22 protein-coding genes are annotated in these 24,051 nt (G+C 60.2%); 12 read left to right on the top strand and 10 right to left on the bottom strand.

The genetic code is table 11. The annotated features are described in order from the left end of the window. Positions 1 to 18 precede the first annotated feature (18 nt). Positions 19 to 732, top strand: a complete 714-nt coding sequence (locus F6R97_RS11935; RefSeq protein WP_038978693.1) for a membrane integrity-associated transporter subunit PqiC — start codon at positions 19 to 21, stop codon at positions 730 to 732. Positions 733 to 985: 253 nt separating this feature from the next. On the opposite strand, the gene F6R97_RS11930 is transcribed toward F6R97_RS11935, so the two are convergent. After that, entirely contained in the window at positions 986 to 2,521 is a 1,536-nt protein-coding gene (locus tag F6R97_RS11930; protein ID WP_315866591.1) for an AhpA/YtjB family protein, read from the bottom strand. 135 nt (positions 2,522 to 2,656) lie between these two features. On the opposite strand from F6R97_RS11930, the gene serB reads away from it, so the two are divergent. After that, positions 2,657 to 3,871 carry a phosphoserine phosphatase SerB gene (gene serB, locus F6R97_RS11925; RefSeq protein ID WP_038978695.1) on the top strand — a complete coding sequence of 405 codons (1,215 nt, stop codon included), beginning with the start codon at positions 2,657 to 2,659 and terminating at the stop codon, positions 3,869 to 3,871. Between the two features lie 119 nt (positions 3,872 to 3,990). On the opposite strand, the gene F6R97_RS11920 is transcribed toward serB, so the two are convergent. From F6R97_RS11920 to F6R97_RS11905, 4 genes are all read right to left on the bottom strand, one after another. Next, entirely contained in the window at positions 3,991 to 5,781 is a 1,791-nt protein-coding gene (locus tag F6R97_RS11920) for a hypothetical protein (RefSeq protein WP_038978696.1), read from the bottom strand. Positions 5,782 to 6,031: 250 nt separating this feature from the next. Further along, a complete protein-coding gene (asd, locus tag F6R97_RS11915; protein ID WP_038978697.1) occupies positions 6,032 to 6,892 on the bottom strand; it encodes an archaetidylserine decarboxylase in 861 nt (286 codons plus the stop codon). 19 nt (positions 6,893 to 6,911) lie between these two features. Further along, entirely contained in the window at positions 6,912 to 7,727 is an 816-nt protein-coding gene (locus F6R97_RS11910) for a rhodanese-like domain-containing protein (protein WP_038978698.1), read from the bottom strand. A gap of 109 nt (positions 7,728 to 7,836) precedes the next feature. After that, positions 7,837 to 9,369, bottom strand: a complete 1,533-nt coding sequence (locus F6R97_RS11905; protein ID WP_315866590.1) for an HDOD domain-containing protein — start codon at positions 9,367 to 9,369, stop codon at positions 7,837 to 7,839. A gap of 166 nt (positions 9,370 to 9,535) precedes the next feature. Between F6R97_RS11905 and motA the strand changes: the two genes are divergently transcribed. Continuing rightward, positions 9,536 to 10,387 carry a flagellar motor stator protein MotA gene (gene motA, locus F6R97_RS11900; protein ID WP_038978700.1) on the top strand — a complete coding sequence of 284 codons (852 nt, stop codon included), beginning with the start codon at positions 9,536 to 9,538 and terminating at the stop codon, positions 10,385 to 10,387. A 3-nt stretch (positions 10,388 to 10,390) separates the two neighbouring features. After that, positions 10,391 to 11,419, top strand: coding sequence for a flagellar motor protein MotB (motB, locus tag F6R97_RS11895; RefSeq protein ID WP_048396135.1), 1,029 nt, complete (start codon positions 10,391 to 10,393; stop codon positions 11,417 to 11,419). Between the two features lie 301 nt (positions 11,420 to 11,720). On the opposite strand, the gene F6R97_RS11890 is transcribed toward motB, so the two are convergent. The 4 genes from F6R97_RS11890 to rsgA all read right to left on the bottom strand — a co-directional run bounded on the left by F6R97_RS11890 (position 11,721) and on the right by rsgA (position 14,821). Beyond that, positions 11,721 to 12,206 carry a toll/interleukin-1 receptor domain-containing protein gene (locus F6R97_RS11890; protein WP_315866589.1) on the bottom strand — a complete coding sequence of 162 codons (486 nt, stop codon included), beginning with the start codon at positions 12,204 to 12,206 and terminating at the stop codon, positions 11,721 to 11,723. Beyond that, positions 12,206 to 13,165, bottom strand: a complete 960-nt coding sequence (locus tag F6R97_RS11885) for a caspase family protein (protein WP_315866588.1) — start codon at positions 13,163 to 13,165, stop codon at positions 12,206 to 12,208. Before F6R97_RS11885 ends, F6R97_RS11890 begins: the two co-directional genes overlap by 1 nt. A 3-nt stretch (positions 13,166 to 13,168) precedes the next feature. Continuing rightward, positions 13,169 to 13,576: a TIR domain-containing protein gene (locus F6R97_RS11880; RefSeq protein WP_315866587.1), complete on the bottom strand. Its 408-nt coding sequence runs from the start codon at positions 13,574 to 13,576 to the stop codon at positions 13,169 to 13,171. Positions 13,577 to 13,789: 213 nt separating this feature from the next. Beyond that, positions 13,790 to 14,821: a small ribosomal subunit biogenesis GTPase RsgA gene (rsgA, locus tag F6R97_RS11875; protein ID WP_315866586.1), complete on the bottom strand. Its 1,032-nt coding sequence runs from the start codon at positions 14,819 to 14,821 to the stop codon at positions 13,790 to 13,792. A 108-nt stretch (positions 14,822 to 14,929) separates the two neighbouring features. On the opposite strand from rsgA, the gene orn reads away from it, so the two are divergent. Then, positions 14,930 to 15,472, top strand: a complete 543-nt coding sequence (gene orn / locus F6R97_RS11870) for an oligoribonuclease (RefSeq protein WP_315866585.1) — start codon at positions 14,930 to 14,932, stop codon at positions 15,470 to 15,472. A 94-nt stretch (positions 15,473 to 15,566) separates the two neighbouring features. Then, positions 15,567 to 16,178 (top strand): trimeric intracellular cation channel family protein, encoded by a 612-nt coding sequence (locus F6R97_RS11865; RefSeq protein ID WP_007902638.1) that lies wholly within the window; start codon positions 15,567 to 15,569, stop codon positions 16,176 to 16,178. 116 nt (positions 16,179 to 16,294) lie between these two features. On the opposite strand, the gene queG is transcribed toward F6R97_RS11865, so the two are convergent. Continuing rightward, positions 16,295 to 17,359: a tRNA epoxyqueuosine(34) reductase QueG gene (queG, locus tag F6R97_RS11860; RefSeq protein WP_315866584.1), complete on the bottom strand. Its 1,065-nt coding sequence runs from the start codon at positions 17,357 to 17,359 to the stop codon at positions 16,295 to 16,297. A gap of 63 nt (positions 17,360 to 17,422) precedes the next feature. On the opposite strand from queG, the gene F6R97_RS11855 reads away from it, so the two are divergent. The 6 genes from F6R97_RS11855 to hfq all read left to right on the top strand — a co-directional run bounded on the left by F6R97_RS11855 (position 17,423) and on the right by hfq (position 24,041). Next, positions 17,423 to 18,922, top strand: a complete 1,500-nt coding sequence (locus F6R97_RS11855) for an NAD(P)H-hydrate dehydratase (protein WP_315866583.1) — start codon at positions 17,423 to 17,425, stop codon at positions 18,920 to 18,922. Next, on the top strand, positions 18,910 to 19,380 hold the full coding sequence (gene tsaE, locus F6R97_RS11850; protein ID WP_038978707.1) for a tRNA (adenosine(37)-N6)-threonylcarbamoyltransferase complex ATPase subunit type 1 TsaE: 471 nt from the start codon (positions 18,910 to 18,912) through the stop codon (positions 19,378 to 19,380). The genes F6R97_RS11855 and tsaE overlap by 13 nt, the downstream gene beginning before the upstream one ends. Continuing rightward, positions 19,381 to 20,808 (top strand): N-acetylmuramoyl-L-alanine amidase, encoded by a 1,428-nt coding sequence (locus F6R97_RS11845; protein ID WP_048396139.1) that lies wholly within the window; start codon positions 19,381 to 19,383, stop codon positions 20,806 to 20,808. After that, entirely contained in the window at positions 20,805 to 22,715 is a 1,911-nt protein-coding gene (gene mutL / locus F6R97_RS11840) for a DNA mismatch repair endonuclease MutL (RefSeq protein ID WP_409999794.1), read from the top strand. The genes F6R97_RS11845 and mutL overlap by 4 nt, the downstream gene beginning before the upstream one ends. Further along, on the top strand, positions 22,715 to 23,686 hold the full coding sequence (miaA, locus tag F6R97_RS11835; RefSeq protein ID WP_038978710.1) for a tRNA (adenosine(37)-N6)-dimethylallyltransferase MiaA: 972 nt from the start codon (positions 22,715 to 22,717) through the stop codon (positions 23,684 to 23,686). Before mutL ends, miaA begins: the two co-directional genes overlap by 1 nt. Positions 23,687 to 23,780: 94 nt before the next feature. Further along, positions 23,781 to 24,041, top strand: a complete 261-nt coding sequence (gene hfq, locus F6R97_RS11830) for an RNA chaperone Hfq (RefSeq protein WP_007902656.1) — start codon at positions 23,781 to 23,783, stop codon at positions 24,039 to 24,041. Positions 24,042 to 24,051 lie beyond the last annotated feature (10 nt).

Here is a 24,051-nt window from a genome sequence, read left to right as displayed (position 1 = left end):
AGCCACCTGGATGGGACGATGACTGCTCTGCGCCTTCCTTTTATTTTGATGCTCGCCGGCGTTCTTGGCCTGGCGGGTTGCAGCGTTCACCAACCGGTGTCGCTGTATCAGCTGGACAGCGGAAGTCCGGCTCAGCCTGCGCAAAGCGCGGGCATGGCGGTATTGCTTGGCCCGGTAACGGTTGCCGACTACCTGCAACGCGAAACTTTGCTGCAGCGTCAGCCCGATGGCAGCCTGCAAGCTTCGGTTGATGGTCGTTGGGCGGGTAGCCTGTCGTCCGATATCGATCAGCTGTTGCTGCGTCAGGTCGCCGGTCATCTGGACAGCCAACGCGTTGTCCTGGCACCGGCAACACTGGGCTTCACGCCGGATGTTCAGGTTCTGCTGACGATCACGCGTCTGGACTCGGGTGCGTCGCAACCGGCAATCCTTGATGCGCAATGGCGCCTGATCGACCGTCGTGGTCAGGTGCGCGATAACCGCATCATTCATCTGCAGGAACAGCACGCCGGCGGCACTGCGGCTCAGGTTCAGGCTCAGGGTGTGTTGCTGCAGCGTCTGGCCGAACAGCTGTCGACCGCGCTCAAGCCACTGGCCAACCAGCCGCCGATCGCCGAAGCACCTCGCAAGCCAGCTGCCAAGCCTGTGGCACCGGCAGCAGAGCCAGAGAAGCAACCGAAGATTCCAATGGCTTCGCCGATCCGCACGGATATGGAAGTGTTCAGGTTCTAAGCCTGGATTGATCCAAAGCAAAGCCCGCCATTGATGCGGGCTTTGTTGTTTCTGCGGAATGAAGTCTTCAGTGCTTCTGATGGCCTCTTCGCGAGCAAGCCCGCTCCCACAGTGGATCTTCAGTGAGCACACCGTTTGTGGACAGCCGAGATGAATGTGGGAGCGGGCTTGCTCGCGAAGAGGCCGGGACAGGCAACAAAAAGCCCGCAGACGATCACTCATCTGCGGGCTTCTTTACAGCGGGGGCTAGCGTTTACGCCCGGCGTTCGTGCATCCGCGCCAGTTGCCGCTCCAGCATCGACGGATAGGGCTCCATCAAGCGCTCTACGCAGCACGCACCTTCAGGGCTGGCGATCGGGCGGATCCGCGCACGCTGGCGAATCAGTGCGTCGTCGCTGATCTTGCGCTCCACCAGCAACAGGTTACGGCTGTGTTGCGACAGGGCCAGTGCATCCTGAGCTGTTTCGGTCAGCAGCAGGTCGATCTGGCTCAAGCCGAACAGTTCGTCACCCAGCGTCAGGCCCAACTGCAATTGCAGGGTGATGCCGCTATCAGCGACTTCGATCTGCAACTGATGACCCAAGGCGCGCAGCAACTCTCCGCAGCAGATGGCGTTGGTCAGGTAGTCGTCGCCGCTGTCTTCGGTGTGGAACAGCATCAGCGTGCTGCCATCGTTCAGGGTATGCAGTTCGCTCTGGTAAAGCGACGCGGCCTGATCGAGGCAATCGCGATAGCGTTTGAGCAGCTCTTCCAGGCGTGCGCGGGGCAGGCGGCGCAACTGATCTTGCGCGCCCAGTTGCACGGCCAGTACGGCGCTGTGCTGCGGCAAGTTCGATACCTGCGGCTTTACGACTGGTTTCGGCGCGCTATCTGCCGAATCATCACGCAGATCGGCAAACGGATCTTCGTCGTCCTCATCTTCTTCGACGGTGCTGACAGTGCGCCGCGGCGCAGGCTTGAGGCCGGCGACAGGCTTGGTTTCGTCGAAACCTGGATCGCGCAGGTTACGCACTTCGAAGGTCGGCTCGTTATCGTCGGCGTCTTCGTAATCGCTGTCGTCGTATTCAGGTTCCGGCGCCGGTTCCGGCTCGGCCGGCTCTGGCGCGAAATTGGCGTGCAGCTGGCGAGCGAGGTCGCCGACCTCATCCTGGCGCTCGGTGGCCGGGGTGTATTCGTCGATATTGCGCAGCCACACCCGCAATTGCATCAGCGGCGTGGAGAGATTGCGTCCCAGGCGCAGGCTCAAGGCCAGGGATAGCGCCAGCAGAATCGCACTCAGAATGCCCATGCTTTGCAGGCTGATGGTCATTGGCTGCTGGAACTGGTCCATGTCCAGGCTGATGCGCAGTTGCCCGGCGGTCACGTCTTGAAAAGTGATCTTGCTCTGGTACATGCCCTCGGCTTCGCCCAGCAGGCTATGCTTGGGACGCTGACCGGCTTCGGCGAGGATGCGGTTATCCACGCTGTAGATGGCGGCGTGGGCCACCAATTTGTTCTTGGTCAGGTTGTTGAGCAGCACGTTCAGGCTGAGGATGTCATTGGACACCAACAGTTCCGTGGCCGAGGTCGCGGTCTGGGTGGTCAGGCTTTCGCCCAGGGCATCCGCCTGCTCGTGCATGGCCTGCTTGAACTGCAAACCCATCACGCAGGCATAGATCACCAGGGCCAGAGCGACCAGGATCACGTTATGGCTGGCAATGCGCAATGCGATCGGTACACGGCGATGACGCAGTGCCCGGAAGATCAGCAGAAAGAAGTTATCGGTTTTTACTGGCGTGGGCCGGTTCACTTGAGCTCGGCTCTTTAGTCCGTGAAGTTGACGCGCAGTATAGCGACAGGCCCTAGGCCGTCAAAGCGCTCACGGTGCCCGATGGTCACTGAAAATGGGTAGAATGCGGTTTTTTTCCACCTGCGGGGGTGCGCCTTGCGCGAAATTGTCCTGATAAACATCACGGGAGTCGACCGTCCGGGTCTGACTGCGGCCATTACCGGTGTTCTGGCCCAGGGTGGTGTGAATATTCTCGACATCGGTCAGGCGGTGATCCACGACACCCTGTCGTTTGGCATCCTGGTTGAAATTCCCGATACCGAACAAGGTAGCTCAGTGCTCAAGGACATCCTGTTCACGGCCTACAAGCTGGAGCAGCAGGTGCGTTTCACGCCCGTGTCCGAAGAGGATTACCAGCTGTGGGTCGGCAATCAGGGCAAGAAACGCCACATTGTCACCCTGCTGACCCGCAAAGTGACCGCCGAGCAATTACAGCGCGTTAGTTCGATCACCGCCAAATATGGCCTGAACATCGATCATATCGATCGCCTGTCCGGGCGCATGCCGCTGGACACCCCGGCCGACAAGGGCAAGGGCTGCATCGAGTTTTCCGTGCGCGGCGAGGCGGCGGATCCGCAAGCGCTGCGGGCCGAATTCCTTAGCGTTGCTCAAGAACTGAACGTCGACATCGCCTTCCAGGAAGATTCGCTGTTCCGTCGTAACCGCCGTCTGGCGGTGTTCGACATGGATTCGACGCTGATCGAAGCCGAAGTCATCGACGAACTGGCCAAGGCTGCTGGTGTGGGCGACCAAGTGTCCGCGATCACTGAGCGGGCAATGTCCGGCGAGCTGGACTTCCGCGCCAGCTTCAAAGAGCGCCTGGCCTTGCTGCAAGGGCTGGACGTCAGCGTGCTGGATTCCATCGGCGCCTCGCTGCGCCTGACCGAAGGCGCCGAAACCCTGTTCGCCGAACTCAAGCGACTGGGCTACAAGACAGCGATTCTGTCGGGCGGCTTCACCTACTTCGCCAAACAACTGCAGGCCAAGCTGGGCATCGACTACGTGTTTGCCAACGAACTGGAAGTGGTCGACGGCAAGGTGACTGGCGTGGCGGTCGAGCCGATTGTCGATGCGCAACGCAAGGCTGATCTGCTGCGTGAGCTGGCGCATAAGGAAGGTTTGCGTCTGGAGCAGACGATTGCCGTCGGTGACGGTGCCAACGATCTGCCGATGCTGGCGATTGCCGGGCTGGGCGTGGCGTTCCGTGCCAAGCCGCTGGTCAAGCAATCGGCGAAGCAGGCGATTTCCACCCTTGGGCTCGATGGCGTGCTGTACCTGCTGGGCTTCCGGGATCGCGACGGGCAGCTCTGAGTTTCAGGTTGTCTGGGCGGGCCTCTTCGCGGGCAAGCCCGCTCCCACAAGGATAGTGCAGACCCTGTGGGAGCGGGCTTGCCCGCGATTGGGCGCGCCGCGGTTTCGTGGACTCACGCTCACAGCGACTTCCACAACGAATCAAACTCTTCCACTGCCCCGACCGCGCCGCTCCCTGCGGCGTTTTCGTTTCTGGCTGTCTCAAGCGAACGGTAGGCAAACTGATTGAAACTGTTGGTACTCGCCACCCGACGCTCCAGTCCGGCCCGGCGTTCCTCGCCGTTGGTATTGATCAGCACCTTATTGCCTTCCTGGAACGGCAGGCGAGGTGTTAGCAGGGTGGCCGGCAGGTCGATGGCACTGATGGCAGGCAGCAGAAGCCCACGCAAGTACTGGCTGTGCTCGTCGTGGGAGCGCATCAGTTGCAGACCGCAGGGTTCGGCGCAAGGCGCGACTTGCTCGATACCCATCTGCGTGCCGCCGCCCCGCACCTGGCGGATCCAGCGCACCACTGCAATGCTCCAGCCTTGACCGGCAGCATCCTCGATACCGACCATTTCGCCAGCCTGTAGCTCGGCGGGCACGGCGCCGGGCCAAGCCAGGCAATAGCCGCCAGGGCTGTGATTGATCACCGGCAGCGCATAGGTCGGGAAATGCTGTTGGCGGTCGGCCGCCTCGTGGCTGTCATCGTTCTGAAGGTGCGGGTATTCGATCTCTTCGTAAGGCAGCAGCGTATCTGTGGTGCCATGGGGGGCGGCGTCGAAGGCCTGGCTCCATTGGTCTTTGGCGCGACTTGTCGGGTCGGTAGCCGAGAACTGGGCGGGGCGGGCGCCGGGTTTCTTCAGGATGTCGTTGAACGAGCGTTGCCCGCCGAGATAAAAATGCAATGCGCTCATGCCCACGCACAGGGTCAACGTGCCGTGGCCGACAGTGCGCTGGAAACTGCGCTCGGCGGCCTGGCCCCAGGCGGCATGCAGGTGTTGCAGCGTATCCAGATTCAGCCCCGTCGGAACGGGCAGCGGCGATGCCTTGTCGGCTGACTGTTGCAGATGGGTTTCGATGGCCGCGACCAGAGGTTGCGGGTCAATCCCCAGCAAGCTCTCCTGTTGTTCGGCGAGGAATTTGGAGCGGTAACGTGGCCCGGTGTCGAGATCCGGGGCGATGGCAAACAGCCCATTGTCCGGTTTGGCCGGTTGCAGCTTGATCCACTGGCTCCAGGGTTCGAGCACCTCCGCGAGTCGGGCGATCTGGCTCTGGCGCAGTTGATTGCAGCGTGAAGCCTCCAGCAGGAGGGCGACGACGTAGGTTTGCTCGATGCTCAGGCTTTGCGTCTGACTGGCCAGTTCATCGCGCACGCTCAAATGTTGCAGTTGGAACTGACAGCCAATCCGGTACAGCTGATGTAACTCGAGCCACAGACTTTCGGGCACTGGACAATAGAGTTCAGTGGCGCGGATCAACGCGCCGTTCAGGCAATGGATTGCCCGTTGCAAAGCCTGGGTCAGCAGCGGCGCACGGTCCTTGCTGAAGCGCGGTGTGATGCGGATGATGATTTGCTTGTAGCCGATCGCCAAGTGGCTCTGCAGCGCCTGGCAAAGGTTGGCGATCTTGCGCGAGCGCTCGTCGAGCACAATCGCCTGATGCAGGAAATGCCGCTCCAGGTGCTTGCAGACGTAATACACCTCGGGCCGCAGCAGTTCGAGCAGTTGCAGACGATTGTCGCTGGGTGTGAGCAGTTGGTTGAGTTCGCTCAAGCCTTGATACAACTGGCGAGCGGTTTCGCCGATGTTGGCTTTGGGCAGGTTGGCGATCCAGCGCTTGAGATCGCGAGGCGTGGCTTCGCAGAAAGACAGACGCGACTGCGTCGGGATCGGTGCGCGTAGCAGCAGGACAGGATTGGTCTCATTCATGCCGTAGACAAACTCCGACCGGGAAATGGGCAGTGAATGACTTGACTGTAGCAGCTATGAGCGCGGGAGGAGGTGTCGCGATGTTTACGCCGCACTGGCCCGCGTAGGAGCTGCCGAAGGCTGCGATCTTTTGATTTTGCTTTTTGACAGTTTGGAGCTGCCGAAGATCAAGATCAAAAGATCGCAGCCTTCGGCAGCTCCTACAGGGGAATGCGCCGCCCGGAAGACAACCCGGGCGGCGGGTCCGGGATCAGGCGGTTGGCAAGCCGATGCCCTGGCCCATCTGCACTGGCGAAAGGGCGCCCAGCCCTTCAGCCCATTTCACTTGATCCGGCCCGAACAGCACGACTGCCGTAGAGCCGAGCTTGAAGCGACCCAATTCCGCGCCTTTCTCCAGATGGATCGGCGCACGGGCCGCTTCGTCGTAACGGAAGGTTTTCAGTTCGCGCTTGGGCGGTGTCACTAAGCCGGCCCACACGGTTTCGATCGACGCCACAATCATCGCGCCCACCAGCACCACGGCCATCGGCCCGCGCTCGGTATCGAAAATGCACGCCACACGCTCGTTGCGAGCAAACAGTTCCGGTACGTTTTCAGCGGTGGTCTGGTTGACCGAGAAGATCCGGCCGGGGATGTAGACCATCTCGCGCAGAGTGCCGGCCAGCGGCATGTGCACACGGTGGTAATCCTTGGGTGACAGGTAAATGGTGGCGAAATCACCGCCCATGAATGGCGCTGCGTTGGCTGCGTCACCACCGAGCAGTTCCAGCACGCTGAAGCTGTGGCCCTTGGCCTGGAAAACACGACCGTGTTCGATCGGGCCGAGCTGGCTGACGGCACCGTCGGCCGGACTGAGGATCGCGCCGGGGGTTTGGTCCAGTGGGCGAGCGCCGTCTTTCAAGGCGCGAGTGAAGAACGCGTTGAAATGCTCGTAAGCCGTCAGGTCTTCGACCAGCGCCTGAGACATATCCACCTGATAGCGCTTGGCGAACCACGCAGTGAAGGCATTCTTGAACCAGCGCACGCGGCATTCGGCAATGCAGCCAGCCAGTCGCGAGATCAAGTGGTGAGGCAGCAGGTATTGGCTGAGGATAAACAAACGCTTCTTCATTAACTGTCCTTAAAAAACCTTAAATCTCTACGGGCGTGTCGGGATGGTTGCCCCATTCGCCCCAAGAGCCGGCGTAGCCTTTGACTCGCGGATAACCGAGCGCCTTGGCCACTAGATACGTGAAGCCAGAACGGTGGTGAGTCTGGCAGTGGGTAATGACTTCTTTGTCTTTGGTGATGCCGAGTTGTTCCAGGATTTTCGGCATGTCGGTGCGGATGCGCAGGTTGCGCGCCTGATCCATACCGGCTGTCCACTCGAAATTGACCGCGCCAGGAATGTGCCCGCCCTTGGCGGCCAGCACTTTCTCGCCGGAGTATTCCAGCGGCCCACGTGCGTCCCAGATCGCCAGGTCAGCGGCACCGAGGCGGCTTTGCAGGTATTCGCGGGTGGCGATGGGTTCATCGTGCAGGGTCAGGGCGACCGGGCCACCGACCGCAGGCGGGATCTGGATCGACATCGGCAAGCCTTCTGCCAGCCATGCCGGCAGGCCGCCATCGATATAGTGATACTTGCTGTGGCCGATGACATCCAGCAGCCAGATAAAGCGCCCGGCCCAACCGCCGCCTTCGTCGTCATAGACGACGTAGACCGCATCGGGGTTGTGCCCCAGTTCGCCGAACAATGCTTCAAGCGTGGCCTGGGTCGGTAGCAGGCCCGGCGCAGGTGCCTGACCCAGTTGAGTACGTTTTGGATCGACAAAGCGTGCCCCGGGGATATGCCCTGCGGCATAGCGGGCGCTGCTGGTCAGGTCTACCAGAATCAGTTCGCGGGAGTCGAGACGCGGGAGCAGGTCGCTCGGCTCGATCACCAGCGCCAAGCCAGAGAAGTCAGACATGTGAGGTCTCCAGAGCACAAAGGGGAGGATTGTAGCGCAGCGTCATGAGGGCCTGTTATCAGTTATTTCGGCATAGGAAAAAACTGAAAACAGGCCCTGGTGGTTGGCCCTAGCGCTGGCTAAAGCTGTGCAGGGCTTTTTCGATGCATTGCGCGGTTTTGCCAAAAGCCTGCACGGTAATTTCCGAAAACGGCCCGCCGCCCTGATCCGCCACCACGATCATGATCACTCGACCGTTGTTGACCAGGGAACGCAGCAGCAAGTGCTCACCGCTGAACTGTTTACGCAGGCTGGCCGGCAACAGGGCCGAGAATTGTGCGTTGTTGGACGGCGCCAGGCGCACCTGGGCCTGTTGCGCGAGCAGGCGCTGCAGCACGGTGCTTTGGCTGACCACCAGGTTCAGGCCGGCCACTTCTTTGGGCAACCCGGCAGTCTGGTGCACACGCAGATTAGCGTGCGTGCGGTCGGCCATCAGGATCATCACCCGCCGCATCCCACACGCCACCAGGGCGTCTCGGGCCGATGTGGTCAAGTGCATGGCATTGGTGAAAGGGCTCGGCTCCACCAGCAGTTCGGCACATTGCTTGCGCCACTTCGCCAGGTCTTCTGCGGTCGGCGCCGGGGCCGGCAGCAAACCGGCGTGAGCACGGTTTATGCCCGACGGCCAGATCAGCGCTTCGGCCGGATGCCAGAGGTCCGGCATGGCGTGTTGGCGGGCGCTATTGGCGGCTTGCTGGTGCAATTGTTGTTGCACCTCATCCATCGGTATTTGCAGGTAAAGGCTGGTCAGGAACTGCCAGCGTTCACAGTGGGGACTGTCCCAGGCCTGTTGTGCCGACAACGCCAGACCGTTGGCCAGCAGCACGGTATTGGCGGGCTGATTGAGCCAGCGCCGTAGCGTCGGGTCGTCATCGAGGCGGTTCTGTTGGCGTAGCGGGTGATCGCTGTCACGCGCGATGCGCAGCACTTTCACCAGCTCGCGTTGTTCGCTGCGCAGCAGCCGATAACCCTGCTGCACCCAGATCGGCAAACGCCAGGTGTCCACCAGCGCCAGACAGATTTCCAGCAGGCGCACGCCGAACAATTGCTTTTCGACTTTGCGCGCCGACTCGCCTTTATAGATGACCCGCAGCTCCCATTCTTCAAGCAACTGCGGATGGGTCAACGCCATGGGCCACAGTGGCGAAAGAAACAGCAGGCTGCCCCAGTGGATGTCCTGCCACAACCGCGCCAGGCGACCGGCAAAAAAACCATTGGCCTGTTGGGTGGCGTGCTGGCTGATCAACTGAAGCTGGCGCAAGGCGACAGGTATCTGCAATTGGGGTTCGGCGGGCAGGCGCTCGAGCAATTCTTCGGTGCGTTTCAAACCGAGCCGATTGATCGCCACTTCAAGATTTTCAGCGGGCTCGGTCATGCTGCCATGAGTATGGCGGTTGGCTTCGCGAATCACGCTCAAGGCAAGAGCCGGGCTGTTCTGCATCAGTTCGGCGATGTCTCGCAGCGAACTACGGTTATCTCGGATGGCTTTGCAGACTTGGTCGTGACTGGCTTGCGGAACCGGCAGGCGTACACCATCGAGAAGCTTGACCCAGCCTTCGAGCGTGGTTGGTTTTGGCGTTGGGACGTTCGTTTCGTTAGCCATGGTTGCACGCGATCATTGTCTGCATTACCTGTGCCCGGCGCGGGCTAAATTAGCTTTTCGATTGAACTGGCTATAGTCTGGCGCAGTTTTGCCGATAAGGAGAAGAAGAGATTTTTTAACTTCCGAATATGACCTTGAACCCGACTCAGTAAGTGCTCTCCTACCTATGGCTAAAATTATCGGCATCATCGTCGTATTCGCGAGCGTGCTCGGCGGATACGTGCTTTCCCACGGCAAGATTGCCGCCCTCATCCAGCCTTTCGAGGTGATGATTATCGGCGGCGCGGCCCTTGGTGCATTCCTGCAGGCCAACCCCGGTCATATGACGATGCACGTGCTCAAGAAGTCCTTGAGTATGTTCAGTTCGCGTTTCAACCACACCTTCTACCTGGAAGTGCTGGGGCTGATTTACGAGATTCTTAACAAGAGCCGCCGCGAAGGCATGATGGCAATCGAAGGTGACATCGAAGATGCCGCCGCGAGCCCGATCTTCGCCAAGTACCCGGCGGTCCTGAAAGATGACCGCATGACTGCGTACATCTGCGATTACCTGCGCATCATGTCCTCCGGCAACATGGCTCCCCATGAGCTTGAAGGTTTGTTCGACATGGAACTGACCAGCCTCAAGGAAGACCTGGATCACCCCTCCCACGCAGTCAACGGCATCGCCGATGCCATGCCGGGTTTCGGTATCGTCGCGGCGGTATTGGGTATCGTGGTGACCATGGCTTCCCTGGGTGAAAGCGACCAGAAAATGATTGGCTTGCACGTAGGTGCGGCTCTGGTAGGTACCTTCTTCGGTATTCTCGCAGCCTACGGTTTCTTTGGCCCGCTGGCCCACGCCCTGGGTCACGATGCCAAGGAAGAACTGAACGTCTACGAAGCCATCAAGGCCTCGCTGGTGGCTTCGGCTTCCGGCATGCCGCCATCGCTGGCAGTGGAATTCGGTCGCAAGGTTCTGTACCCGGCGCACCGTCCTAGCTTCGCTGAGCTGGAACAAGCGGTTCGCGGTCGCTAAGTCATGGAAAATAACCAGCCGATAATCATCAAACGCGTCAAAAAGTACGCGGGCGGGCATCACGGGGGCTCCTGGAAAATCGCCTTCGCGGACTTCGCGACGGCGATGATGGCGTTCTTCCTGGTGTTGTGGCTGTTGTCCACGGCAACGCCGGAACAAAAGATCGCCATCGCCGGTTACTTCAAGGATCCGGTCGGTTTTAGCGAAAGCGGCACGCCGTACATCATCGATCTGGGCGGCTCGCCGACCCTGGCGCCGGAGAACACCCTCAACCCCGAGGTGAAATCCCAGCCTCAGCCGGACAAGGTGACTATCGACTCCGAGCAGGTCGAAGGCATGGCCGAGCTGGTCGAGAAGGAGCGTCTGGAACTGCTGCTGCAAGAGTTGCAGAACAAGGTCGAAGAAAATCCGCAGCTGCAGAAGTTCAAGGACCAGATCCTTTTCGAGATCACCCAGGACGGTTTGCGCATCCAGATCGTGGACGCCGAGAACCGCCCGATGTTCGACTCCGGCAGTGCGCGTCTGAAGCCGTATTTCGAAGACATCCTGCTGGCCATGGCTGACACCATCAAAGCGGTGCCGAACAAGATCAGCATCAGCGGTCACACCGATGCCAAGCCGTACTCAGGCGCCGGCGACTTCGGCAACTGGGAACTCTCGGCCAACCGTGCCAACGCGGCCCGCCGTGCATTGATCGCCGGCAGCTATCCGGACTCTCAGGTAGCGCGAGTCGTGGGTTATGCCTCGTCGGCGCTGTTCGACCGGGAGAACCCGTTCAACCCGGTCAACCGCCGCATCGACATCATCGTACTGACCAAGAAAGCCCAGCGTGCCATCGAAGGTTCGCAAGGTGCGGAACCTGCGCCAGTGCCGACGCAAGGACAGGGTGGCCCAGGCGAAGTGCCCACGCCGTCAGCCGATCCGAACGCCTTGCCGGCGGATAAGGAACCGCTGCCGGCTCATGAGCTTCGTGAGCGGTTGAATCTGTTTGATGATCCTGCGCCGAAACCGGGTGATCCGGTCAAGCAGTGATCCACGAAAAAGCCGCGAATGATCGCGGCTTTTTTGTTCGTGCGAAGGCATGACGCTGCTGGCGGTAAAAAAACAAGGAATCAGGATCGCGCTGCAGTCATACCTACCTTTGTGGCGAGCGAGCTTGCTCGCGCTGGGCTGCGTAGCGGCCCCAAAAAATCTGACAACCATTGCATTGCCGATTTTTGTGAGCGCTGCGCACTCAAGCGGGAGCAAGCTCCCTCGCCACAGGTTTCTCACTGACTCAAGACTCTCTTAGGTGAACAGCATTGCGCGATCATCGCGGCTTTTTTTGCACCTGTCAGAAACCCCGTCGAATGCGGTTCTTGAGCTGGTCGTGGAACAGCTCGGCATTGCCTCTATAGGTTCGATAAAGGGATTCGTTGATCGAGCCCAGCGTCATTGAACGCTTGGTCGCCACTTCTTCGCGATAGGCATCAATGAAAAACTCCAGATCCTTGTCGGTGCTGAGCTTTGGCCATTTATCGAGATACAGCGGCAGTTCCGTAGGGCCGGTCTTGAATGAGCATATCCGCCGATGGCTGATGGTCGCTTCGCCAATTTCGAACGGCACCCACCACGACAGAGCGGTCTTGTCCGAGACTATCGCCAGCAGATGCGTGCACTCGGTGATGTTGCGGGTGATGACCCCGGTGATGTCGTCAGTGGTCTGTGATTCCGGATCCAGCACGTCGAAGTAGGTCTTGATGTTGGCCTTAATCAGGCGGGTGCTGATGGCGATGGCGTGGGACCGATCGGTATGGCGGTAGCTGATAAACACTGGCATCAAAAATGTCCCTTGATCGCGAGTTCGCGGTAATAGGCGCCGAGGGCGGTGAGGCGGCAACCGGTGGAATGGAGGGCGGCGTAGTACATGTGTTCGGCGTCCACCGGTTCGATCAGGCTGTGGCGGTTGCACTTTTGCAGTTGGGAGAAGACTTCGCCGTGCTCCGGGTCGAACGTGGCTTCGGTAGGTTCGTAGCTGGGGTCGAGCGCGAACATTGATTCCGCCTCTTCGAACCAGTCGGGCAGTTTGCGCAGAATCTCTTTGGGGATCAGCGGGGAGACTTCTCGCAATGAAATGAACTGCGACACATTGGTCTTGAACACCGGGCGCTGTTCCCACGCGTCGAGAGCGTTGTCGACGAATGAGTAGAGGCTGCCGGGCGTGATTTTCCCCAGGATGTTCGCAGCGCCGCCGTGCAGGGCTTGCAGCAATAGCCCCGTGAAGACGCCGTGGTTGGCGCCTTCCATCGCCGGCTCTTCCTTTTTGCACGCGGTGAGGATGGTCATGCCTTCGCACACCATGCTGCTTTCGCTGCGCAGCGCCCTCACTTCGCCCGCCGAGCCTGCCTGGCAGCAGTCGAGAATAATCACTTTGTTTTTGATTTTTACGGCTTTGGTCGCCCAATTCAGGATGTCGCTGATGCGAATTCCATCCTTGGCGGATTTGTAGTCCTGGGGGATCAGCATGCCTTCGTCCGTATCGACGTCGAAGTTGCCGTGGCCGGCGAAGTAAAGCAGTGCAACGCTGCAATCGCCTGAAAACAATTCCTGGATATGCCCTTCGAGCTTTTCGCGGCTCAGATAATCTTCGGCGGAGGTCAGGACCAGGTTCTTGAAGTTCGGATCGCCATTGGCGTCGGTTTTCAGCACCGAAGCCATGGCCATCGCGTCGTTGTTGCAACCACTCAATTGTGAAACGTGGCTGTAGTTATTAATGCCGATGAACAGTCCCTTGCGCATGGTTCAGCCCGCCGCGTGAGTGCGGATGGCACTGATGATGCTGTTGGTGTTCCACGCACACTCCGCGTGCGCCGCCCGGCGTACCACTGTGGAAATCCGCTCCGCACCAAACGGCTTGACCGCGATGATCACCTTGTTCATGCGCTTGGCGATCTCGATTTCCTTGTTGATCCACTTGCTGTAGGTCGAATACATCCCCGCCATGATCAGTACTGCCGAGCAGAGCCGAATCTTGTTTTCGATGGCTTCTTCTAGTTGTTTGTCGGTTTTCGCGCCGATGATCGGGTTGTCCGGTGGCACCGAAAAATTCTTGAACGTGAAGCCGGGTTTAGCGTTGAGCAGACGCACGAGGTTGTCGTGGGCGTGGGGGTAGTTCCACGAGTGGCTGATGAACAAATGATAGGTTTGCATGGCTGTCCCTCGGTATCGCCAGAAATGCGATGAGGGCTTGAATGTATGCACTTGAGTGGCCGCAACAAGGCCTTGGCGGTTAAAGAGACGTGTCCTTCAGGCAGGCGCGAAGAAGCCTTACAGAGAGGTCTGACGTTTAACTGAGGGAGTTTTTGTAGGACGCCACGAACGACCTACCGCCCCGTAATAGTCAGGGGCGGTTGGCACGTCTGTTTAATAGCTGCTTTCAGGCAAACTGGCGATGATCGAGCGGTAGCTGTTCATCCGTTGCTGCTGCACGCGGCCTTCTTCAAGAGCCTTGAGCAGGGCGCAACCCGGCTCGCGGTCGTGCTTGCAGTCGCGGAAACGGCAGGTGCCGATCAGGTCGTTGAACTCGATGAAACCGGCTTCGACGTCGGCGCGGCTGACGTGACCCAGGCCGAATTCCCGAATACCCGGGGAGTCGATCAACTCACCGCCACCAGGGAAGTGGAACAGTCTCGCGGTGGTGGTGGTGTGGGTGCCTTGGCCCGACAGCTCGGACAGCGGGCCGACGCGGGTGTCGACTTCCGGCAGCAGGCTGTTGACCAGCGACGACTTGCCGACACCGGACTGGCCGACGAATACGCTGATGTGCCCGTCCAGCTGCTTCTGCAACTGTTCCATGCCATTGCCGTGGTGGGCCGACACTTCCAGCACCGGGTAACCCAGCGTGCGGTAAACCGCTAGCAAGGCGTTCAACGCCGGGGCGTTCTGCTCGTCGATCAGGTCGAATTTGTTCAGCAACAGTAAAGGCCGAATACCCGCGTGTTCCGCAGCTACCAGATAACGGTCGATCAGGTTGGCGTGAGGCTCGGGCAGCGGCGCGAAGACGATAACGATCATGTCGACGTTGGCGGCCACCGGCTTGAGTTGGCCACGGCTGTCCGGACGGCAGAGCTCAGTGTTGCGCGGCAGTTGCGCCACGATCACGCCGATGCCCTGGTTGCCGGCACGCCACACAACCTGATCGCCGGTCACCAGCGCGGGCAGGTTGGCGCGCAAGTGACAGCGGAATACCTGGCCGGCCAGCTCGCCATCGAGGGCTTCGACTTCAACCTGCACGCCGAAGTGCGCGATCACCAGGCCCGTCTGTTCCGGACCCAGGTCGCCGCCTTCAAGTGCCTCGACAGCCGAGGACTCGCGTTTGGCGGCGCGGGCAGCGCGCTCGCCCTGAATCTTTTCGATGCGCCAGTTTTGACGACGATTGAGTTGGCGTTTGGCCATGGGTGTTCCGTATCGAGAATGCAGCGATTAGGTAAAACGGCCGCGAGTTTAGCACGCCCCGGGGGCCTCCCTAGGCTAAACTGCGTACCTACGCCGAGGAGCCGACTCATGCAAAACCCGCTGAACCTGATCTGGATCGACCTGGAAATGACCGGTCTGAACCCTGATACCGACGTCATCATCGAGATGGCCACCATCGTCACCGACAGTGATTTGAACACCTTGGCCGAAGGTCCGGTGATCGCCATCCATCACAGCGACGAGATCCTCGCCGGCATGGACGAGTGGAATACCCGTCAGCATGGCGGCTCCGGGCTGACCCAACGGGTTCGCGACAGCCGTATCAGCATGGCCGAAGCAGAAGCCGAGACCATCGCCTTCCTGGAAAAATGGGTGCCGAAGGGCAAGTCGCCGATCTGTGGCAATAGCATTTGCCAGGACCGTCGCTTCCTTTATACCCACATGAAGTCGCTGGAAAGCTACTTCCACTACCGCAACCTCGACGTGTCGACCCTTAAAGAACTGGCCGCGCGCTGGGCACCGGACGTACGCGACAGCTTCAAAAAGGGCAGCACCCACCTGGCCCTGGACGACATCCGCGAATCGATCGCCGAGCTGCAGCACTATCGTAAGAATTTCATTAAGTTCTGATTGCGCGCCACGGTCCTCCCTCTGTAGGAGCTGCCCTCTTTTGGTGCTTCGGTGAAGTGGGTAGACTGCGCGCCTTCCTGCAAGGACCGCCACCATGTTGCTGATGCTCTACCTGATCGCCATTACTGCCGAGGCCATGACTGGCGCCCTGTCTGCGGGCCGTCGCGGCATGGACTGGTTTGGCGTGGTGCTGATTGCGTGCGTCACCGCATTGGGCGGCGGTTCGGTGCGTGACGTGCTGCTCGGCCACTACCCGCTGACCTGGGTCAAACACCCGGAATACCTGGTGCTGACCTCCGTCGCGGCGATGCTGACGATCTTCATCGCCCGCTGGATGCGCCACCTGCGTTCGCTGTTTCTGGTGCTCGACGCGGTGGGCCTGGTGGCGTTCACCCTGATCGGCTGCATGACGGCCCTGGAAATGGGCCACGGCATGTTGGTGGCTTCGGTCAGCGGCGTGATCACCGGGGTATTTGGCGGCATCCTGCGGGACATCTTCTGCAACGACATCCCGCTGATCTTCCGCCGCGAGCTCTACGCCAGCGTCTCTTTTGCAGCGGCGTGGTGCTATCTGCTCTGCATCTACCTGCAATTACCCGGCGAACAGTCAATCCTGATCACCCTGTTCGGCGGCTTCCTGCTGCGTTTGCTGGCGATCCGTTTCCATTGGGAAATGCCCAAGTTCGTTTATAACGACGAGGCTTGACCCTCACGAAATACCCCTTATCCCCAGGATGTACTCATATCGGTAGGAGCTGCCGCAGGCTGCGATCTTTTGACGTTGATTTTTTAAGATCAAAAGATCGCAGCCTGCGGCAGCTCCTACGCCAGACCGTGTTGTTTCAGGGCCCATTCGACGTGTTCGCGGACCAGTTCTGAAGGGTGTTCGCGTCGTGCCTTCAGCGCTTCCAGCACCGGAATACTCGACGGCGCATTACCCAGACCGACCGCCAGATTGCGCAACCAACGCTCGTAACCCGCGCGTCTGAGCGGTGAACCCTCGGTGCTGCTTAGAAACTTGTCCTCATCCCACATGAACAGTTCCGCCAGCTCCGCGTTGTCCAGGTTATGCCGGGGTTTGAAATCGCTTTCGCCGGAAGGTCGGGCGAAGCGGTTCCACGGGCAGACGATCTGGCAGTCATCGCAACCGAATACCCGATTGCCGATCAATGGCCGCAAATCTTCGGGGATAGCACTTTTCAGTTCGATGGTCAGGTAGGAAATGCAGCGCCGGGCGTCCAGTACATACGGACCAACGAAGGCGTTGGTCGGGCAGATGTCCAGACAGGCAGTGCAGCGACCGCAGTGTTCGGTGGTGTGGGGCGGGTCGACCGGCAGCGGCAGGTCGACGAACAGTTCGCTGAGGAAGAAGTAGCTGCCGGCCTTGCGATTCAAGACCAGCGTATTTTTTCCGATCCAGCCTAAGCCCGCCTGTTCGGCGATGGCTTTTTCCAGCACCGGGGCGCTGTCGACAAAGGCGCGGTAGCCGAACGGACCGATCACCGCCTGAATTTTTTCCGCCAGTTGTTGCACGCGTTTACGGATCAATTTGTGGTAATCGCGGCCCAAGGCATAACGCGAGACGTAGGCTTTTTCCGGTTCGGCCAAGCGTTTGGCCATTTCGGTGTCGCCCGGCAGGTAGTCCATGCGCAGGGAAACGACGCGAAGTGTGCCGGGCACCAGCTCTTCCGGGTGTGAGCGTTTGCTGCCATGGGCGCCCATGTACTCCATTTCGCCGTGGTAGCCGGCTTCGAGCCAGCGCTCCAGGTGCTGCTCATGCTCGGCCAGGTCGAGGCCGCTGATGCCGACTTGCTGAAAGCCCAGCTCGCGGCCCCAGTCCTTGATGGATTGGGCAAGAGCGGGCAGGTCTGTAGTAATAGCGGGCATGAGGCGAGAGAAACCGGAGCTGAGGTGCGTATAATTCTGCCAGACATCGGAGCCTGAAGACGCATGCCGCACACTAAAGATGAATTACCCGACGCGCTGTATAGCGCCGCGCAAGTCCGAGGGCTCGATGCGAGCCTGATTGCGGCCGGTACACCGGGCTTCGAATTGATGCAGCGTGCGGCGCGAGCGACCTGGCGCGCGCTGGTCCGTCATTGGCCGACGGCGCACGAATTGAGCGTGGTGGCCGGCCACGGCAATAATGCGGGCGACGGTTACCTGGTGGCCGTGCTGGCCCGACGTGCCGGCTGGCACGTGCGGGTGCTGGCCGCCGGTGATCCCGGGCGTTTGCAGGGCGATGCCGCATCGGCCCATGCCGAGGCAGTAGCCGAGGGCGTTGCCATTCAAGACTGGAACGCGCACTGCGAATTACGCGGCGTTGTGCTGGATGCCTTGCTCGGCACCGGCCTGACCGGTGAAGTGCGCGAGCCATACGCCAGTGTCATCGCCGCGATCAATGCCAGTGGGCTACCGGTTGCAGCGGTGGATATCCCTTCGGGGTTGTGCGCTGATACGGGGCGTCAGCTCGGCATTGCGGCTCGAGCGGACCTGACGGTGACGTTCATCGGTTTGAAGCTGGGTCTGTTCACCGGTAGCGCTGCCGATGTGGTTGGCGATTTGGTATTCAATGATCTGCAGGCCGCTCCAGAGACGTTTATCGGGGCCACGGTCAGTGCTCGTCGCTTGACGGCTGGTAATGCGCCGCGTCTGACCGGTCGCGCTCCCACTTCCCACAAAGGCAGCTTTGGCCACGTATTGCTGATCGGCGGTGATCGCGGTTTTGGCGGCGCCATCCTGCTCGGTGCACAAAGTGCTTTGCGCAGCGGCGCCGGGATGGTGTCCGTGGCCACTCGCAGCGAGCATGTTCCGGCTGCATTGGCGCGTTTGCCTGAAGCGATGGTGCTCGGCATTTCGTCGGCCAATCAATTGATGGGGCTGCTTGAGAAGGTCACGGTGCTGGTCGTCGGCCCGGGGCTGGGGCAGGCCGCTTGGGGGCGCAGTCTATTGTCGGCCGCGGCCAATGCGCCGCTGCCGCAAGTCTGGGACGCCGATGCGTTGAACCTGTTGGCCGAGGGTGGCGTGAGTTTGCCCGCACGTTGTGTTATCACGCCGCACCCTGGCGAGGCGGCGCGATTACTGGGGGTATCGACGGCCGAGGTTCAGGCCGATCGTCCGGCCGCTGCCCATGCATTGAGCAAAAAATACACAGCGGTGGTGATCCTCAAGGGTGCCGGCAGTTTGATCGCCAGCCCCGACGGGCGTCTGGCGTTGTGTCATCAGGGCCATCCGGCCATGGCATCTGCCGGTTTGGGCGATGTGCTGGCCGGTCTGGTCGGTGCCTTGCTCGCCCAGGGCATGGACGCGTACGACGCGGCGTGCCTGGCGGTCTGGCTGCACGCCAATGCCGGCGCGCAACAAGGTGAATTCGGCCGTGGGCTGGCGGCCAGTGATCTGATTCCAGCCATTCGTCAGTTGTTGGAGGAGCAAGCACCGTGTCTGAAGTAACCCTGTACCTGGCTGATGAAGAGGCGATGACCGCGTTTGGTGCGCGCATCGCACAAACCACTGAAGGGCACGGTCTGATTTTTCTCGAGGGAGATCTGGGCGCCGGGAAAACCACGCTGTCCAGAGGCATTATTCGTGGCCTGGGGCATACAGGCGCGGTAAAAAGTCCGACCTTCACCCTGGTCGAGCCTTACGAGATTGGGGAGGTCCGCGCCTTCCATTTCGACCTGTATCGACTGGTCGATCCAGAGGAGTTGGAGTACCTCGGCATCCGCGACTATTTCGAAGACGATGCTCTGTGCCTGATCGAATGGCCCCGGAACGGTGCAGGCTTTTTGCCAAAGCCCGACCTGACCATTACCATTAGCCCGCAAGACAGCGGGCGTTCGCTGAAAATTTTGCCCCAGGGCTCGCGTGGCGAGTTGTGGTGTGCCGCTTTGGCATTGGAATCCAATTAAATGATGGGGTTAGGTATGCGCTTTCGCGCGTTGGTTGCTGCCGTAGGATTGTTGTTTTTGGCGGTGACCGTCGACGCTGTGGCCGAGACGAAGGTCAACAGTGTTCGCCTGTGGCGGGCGCCGGACAACACGCGACTGGTGTTCGACCTGACAGGGCCCGTCCAGCACAGTGTCTTTACCCTGTCCTCCCCGGACCGGCTGGTGATCGACATCAATGGCGCATCTCTGGGGTCGCCGCTGAACGTCAATACCTCGAATACTCCGATCACCGCAATGCGCTCGGCTCAACGTACGCCGACCGACCTGCGAGTGGTCATCGACCTGAAAAAGGCCGTCACGCCGAAAAGTTTTACCTTGGCGCCCAACGCCCAATACGGTAATCGCTTGGTGGTCGACCTGTTCGATAACGCCGCCGATGCTGCGCCAATTCCTGTACCGACCAACGTTGTCACAGTGGCCCCGGTGCCGGTCACTCCGGTAGATCCGCCGGTCAAACTGCCACCAGCCCCGGCCGGCAAGCGCGACATCATTGTGGTGATCGATGCCGGCCACGGTGGCGAAGACCCGGGTGCCTCGGGTTCTCGCGGTCAGCGTGAAAAAGACGTGGTGCTGGCGATCGCCCGTGAACTGCAGCGACAGGTCAACGGCATGAAAGGCTTCCGCGCCGAACTGACGCGTACTGGCGATTACTTCATTCCGTTGCGCGGCCGTACCGAAATCGCCCGCAAGAAGGGCGCTGACCTGTTCGTTTCGATCCACGCCGACGCCGCGCCTTCGGCCGCCGCGTTCGGAGCATCGGTGTTCGCCCTGTCCGATCGCGGCGCTACGTCGGAGACCGCCCGTTGGCTGGCCGACAGCGAAAACCGATCCGACTTGATCGGCGGTGCCGGCAACGTCAGCCTCGATGACAAGGACCGCATGCTGGCCGGCGTACTGCTCGATCTGTCGATGACTGCTTCCCTGACATCCAGCCTCAACGTTGGCCAGAAAGTCTTGAGCAACATCGGTCGCGTCACGCCGCTGCACAAACAGCGCGTGGAGCAAGCCGGGTTCATGGTGCTGAAGTCGCCTGACATCCCGTCGATCCTGGTGGAAACCGGTTTTATCTCCAACGCCAACGAAGCTTCCAAGCTTGCCGCAGCGAACCATCAGCAGGCGCTGGCGCGTTCCATCAGCAGCGGTGTGCGGCAGTTCTTCCAACAGAATCCACCGCCGGGCACCTACATTGCCTGGCTGCGAGATTCCGGCAAGATCGCCCAGGGCCCGCGTGACCATCGCGTGAATCCCGGCGAAACCCTGGCGATGATCGCCGTGCGCTATCAGGTGTCCCCGGCCACCTTGCGCAGCGCCAACAACCTCAAGAGCGACGAGCTGAAGATTGGTCAGACATTGACCATTCCCGGCACTGAACTGGCGGCCAAAGAATGAATCAGGTGCTGACCAACACTGCGCGTATCGAACTGCTCAGCCCGCGGCTGGCGAACCAGATTGCCGCCGGTGAAGTGGTTGAGCGCCCGGCCTCGGTGATCAAGGAGTTGCTGGAGAACAGCCTCGACTCCGGTGCCAAACGTATCGATGTCGATGTGGAGCAGGGCGGCGTCAAGTTGCTGCGGGTTCGCGACGATGGCAGCGGCATTTCTGCCGATGACCTGCCCCTGGCCCTGGCCCGTCATGCCACGAGCAAGATTCGTAACCTGGAAGACCTTGAGCAGGTGATGAGCCTGGGGTTTCGTGGTGAGGCGCTGGCCTCCATCAGCTCCGTGGCGCGTCTGACCCTGACGTCCCGCACTCGCGATGCCGATCAGGCCTGGCAGGTGGAAACCGAAGGCCGGGACATGGCGCCTCGCGTACAACCGGCAGCCCATCCGGTGGGGACTTCGGTGGAAGTGCGCGATTTGTTCTTCAATACCCCGGCGCGCCGCAAGTTTCTCAAGACCGAAAAAACCGAATTCGATCACCTGCAAGAAGTGATCAAACGTCTGGCGCTGGCGCGGTTCGACGTGGCGTTCCATCTGCGCCACAACGGCAAAACCATCCTCAGCCTGCACGAGGCCCACGATGATGCGGCCCGCGCCCGGCGTGTAGCGGCGATTTGCGGTGCGGGTTTCCTGGAGCAGGCGCTGCCGATCGAGATCGAGCGCAATGGTTTGCACTTGTGGGGCTGGGTCGGGTTGCCGACCTTCAACCGCAGCCAGGCAGACTTGCAATATTTCTTTGTGAATGGCCGTGCCGTGCGCGACAAACTGGTGGCCCACGCGGTGCGCCAGGCTTATCGCGATGTGCTGTTCAATGGTCGGCACCCGACGTTCGTGCTGTTTTTCGAAGTCGATCCGGCGGGCGTCGACGTCAACGTGCACCCGACCAAGCACGAAGTACGTTTCCGTGACGGGCGCATGGTTCACGATTTCCTCTATGGCACTTTGCACCGCGCCCTCGGCGATGTGCGGCCGGAAGATCATCTGGCCGCGCCTGTCGCGACGGCCATTGTCCGGCCAACCGGGCTCGACGCCGGTGAGTTCGGTCCGCAGGGCGAAATGCGTCTGGCGGCCAATGCGCTGCTGGAACAGCCTCAGGCACAACCGTCGTTCAACACGCCGGCTGGCTCGGGCGCTGGTGCCGGTTATCAGTATCAGTACTCGCCGCGGCCTCAGTCCGGAGTACCCGTCGCCGAAGCTCAAGCGGCCTACCGTGAGTTCTTCGCGCCGTTGCCCGAAGCCAATGCGGTAGCGCTCCCGGCCGGCCAGGACGACATTCCGCCGCTGGGTTACGCGTTGGCGCAGCTCAAGGGCATCTATATTCTTTCGGAAAACGCCCAAGGCCTGGTGCTGGTGGACATGCACGCCGCCCACGAGCGGATCATGTACGAACGCCTGAAAATCGCCATGGCCAGCGAAGGCCTGAGTGGTCAGCCGCTGTTGGTGCCGGAGTCCCTGGCGGTCAGTCAGCGCGAAGCCGATTGTGCTGAAGAACATGTCGCGTGGTTCCAGCGGCTGGGCTTTGAGTTGCAGCGTCTGGGCCCGGAGTCGCTGGCGATCCGGCAAATCCCCGCGTTGCTGAAACAGGCTGAAGCCAATCGATTGGTTAGCGACGTTCTGGCGGATTTGATGGAATATGGCACCAGCGACCGGATTCAGGCACATCTGAACGAACTGCTCGGCACCATGGCCTGCCACGGCGCGATTCGCGCGAATCGGCGTCTGGCCTTGCCGGAAATGAACGGTCTGCTGCGGGACATGGAAAACACCGAACGCAGCGGTCAATGCAACCATGGCCGACCGACCTGGACCCAATTGGGCCTGGACGATCTGGACAAACTGTTTTTGCGCGGTCGTTGATGAGCCAGTTCCCTCCTGCGATTTTCCTGATGGGGCCGACGGCTGCCGGCAAGACCGACCTGGCCATCGAACTCACCAAGGTCCTGCCCTGCGAGCTGATCAGCGTCGATTCGGCGCTGGTTTACCGTGGCATGGACATTGGCACCGCCAAGCCTTCCAAAGAAATTCTGGCCGAATTCCCACATCGATTGATCGATATTCTCGACCCGGCCGAAAGTTATTCGGCTGCTGATTTTCGTCGTGATGCGCTCCAGGCCATGGCCGAGATCACCGCGCGGGGCAAAATTCCGCTGCTGGTAGGCGGCACAATGCTCTACTACAAGGCTTTGCTCGAAGGTCTGGCCGACATGCCGGCGGCCGATCCGGACGTGCGCGCGCAAATCGAAGAAGAGGCTGCACGCCTTGGCTGGCAAGCCCTGCACGATCAATTGGCGATCATCGATCCGCAATCCGCAGCGCGAATTCATCCGAACGATCCACAGCGCCTCAGTCGAGCGCTGGAAGTTTATCGCGTCAGTGGTCAGAGCATGACTGAGCTACGCTTGCGACAATCTGCGCAAAGTACTGAAGCAGCCGCTTCGGGACTGCAACAATTGCCCTATACTGTCGCGAACTTGGCCATCGCTCCGGCAAATCGCCAGGTACTGCACGAGCGTATTAAACAAAGATTCACAAATATGTTGGAACAGGGATTCATCGACGAGGTCGTAGCCCTGCGAAATAGAGGTGACCTGCATTCGGGGATGCCGTCTATACGTGCTGTAGGTTATCGACAAGTCTGGGATTACCTGGATGGCAAGCTGACGCAAGCCGAGATGCAGGAGCGTGGAATCATTGCCACGCGCCAATTGGCAAAGCGCCAGTTCACCTGGCTACGCAGTTGGGCTGATTTACACTGGTTGGACAGCCTCGATTGCGACAATCTGCCGCGCGCCTTGAAATACCTTGGGACCATCTCCATATTGAGCTGAGTCCTTGCAATTGCCGTCTATCCTTGGGGGTGTGACGGCCCCAAGCCATCTGTTTACCTATTTTTTATATTGAATCCTTAAAGGAGTGCGGCACATGTCAAAAGGGCATTCGCTACAAGACCCTTACTTGAATACTTTACGTAAAGAGAAAGTGGGGGTTTCCATCTACCTGGTCAACGGGATCAAACTGCAAGGCACGATCGAGTCTTTCGACCAGTTCGTTATCCTGCTGAAAAACACCGTTAGCCAAATGGTTTACAAACACGCTATCTCTACAGTGGTGCCGGTTCGTCCAATTCGTCTGCCTAGCGCAACCGAATCCGAAGCAGGTGACGCTGAGCCAGGTAACGCCTGATAGGAGTCTC

This window comes from Pseudomonas sp. JV414 (assembly GCF_032424305.1).
Taxonomy (GTDB): domain Bacteria; phylum Pseudomonadota; class Gammaproteobacteria; order Pseudomonadales; family Pseudomonadaceae; genus Aquipseudomonas; species Aquipseudomonas lini.
This window is presented reverse-complemented; position numbering and strand designations above follow the sequence as displayed.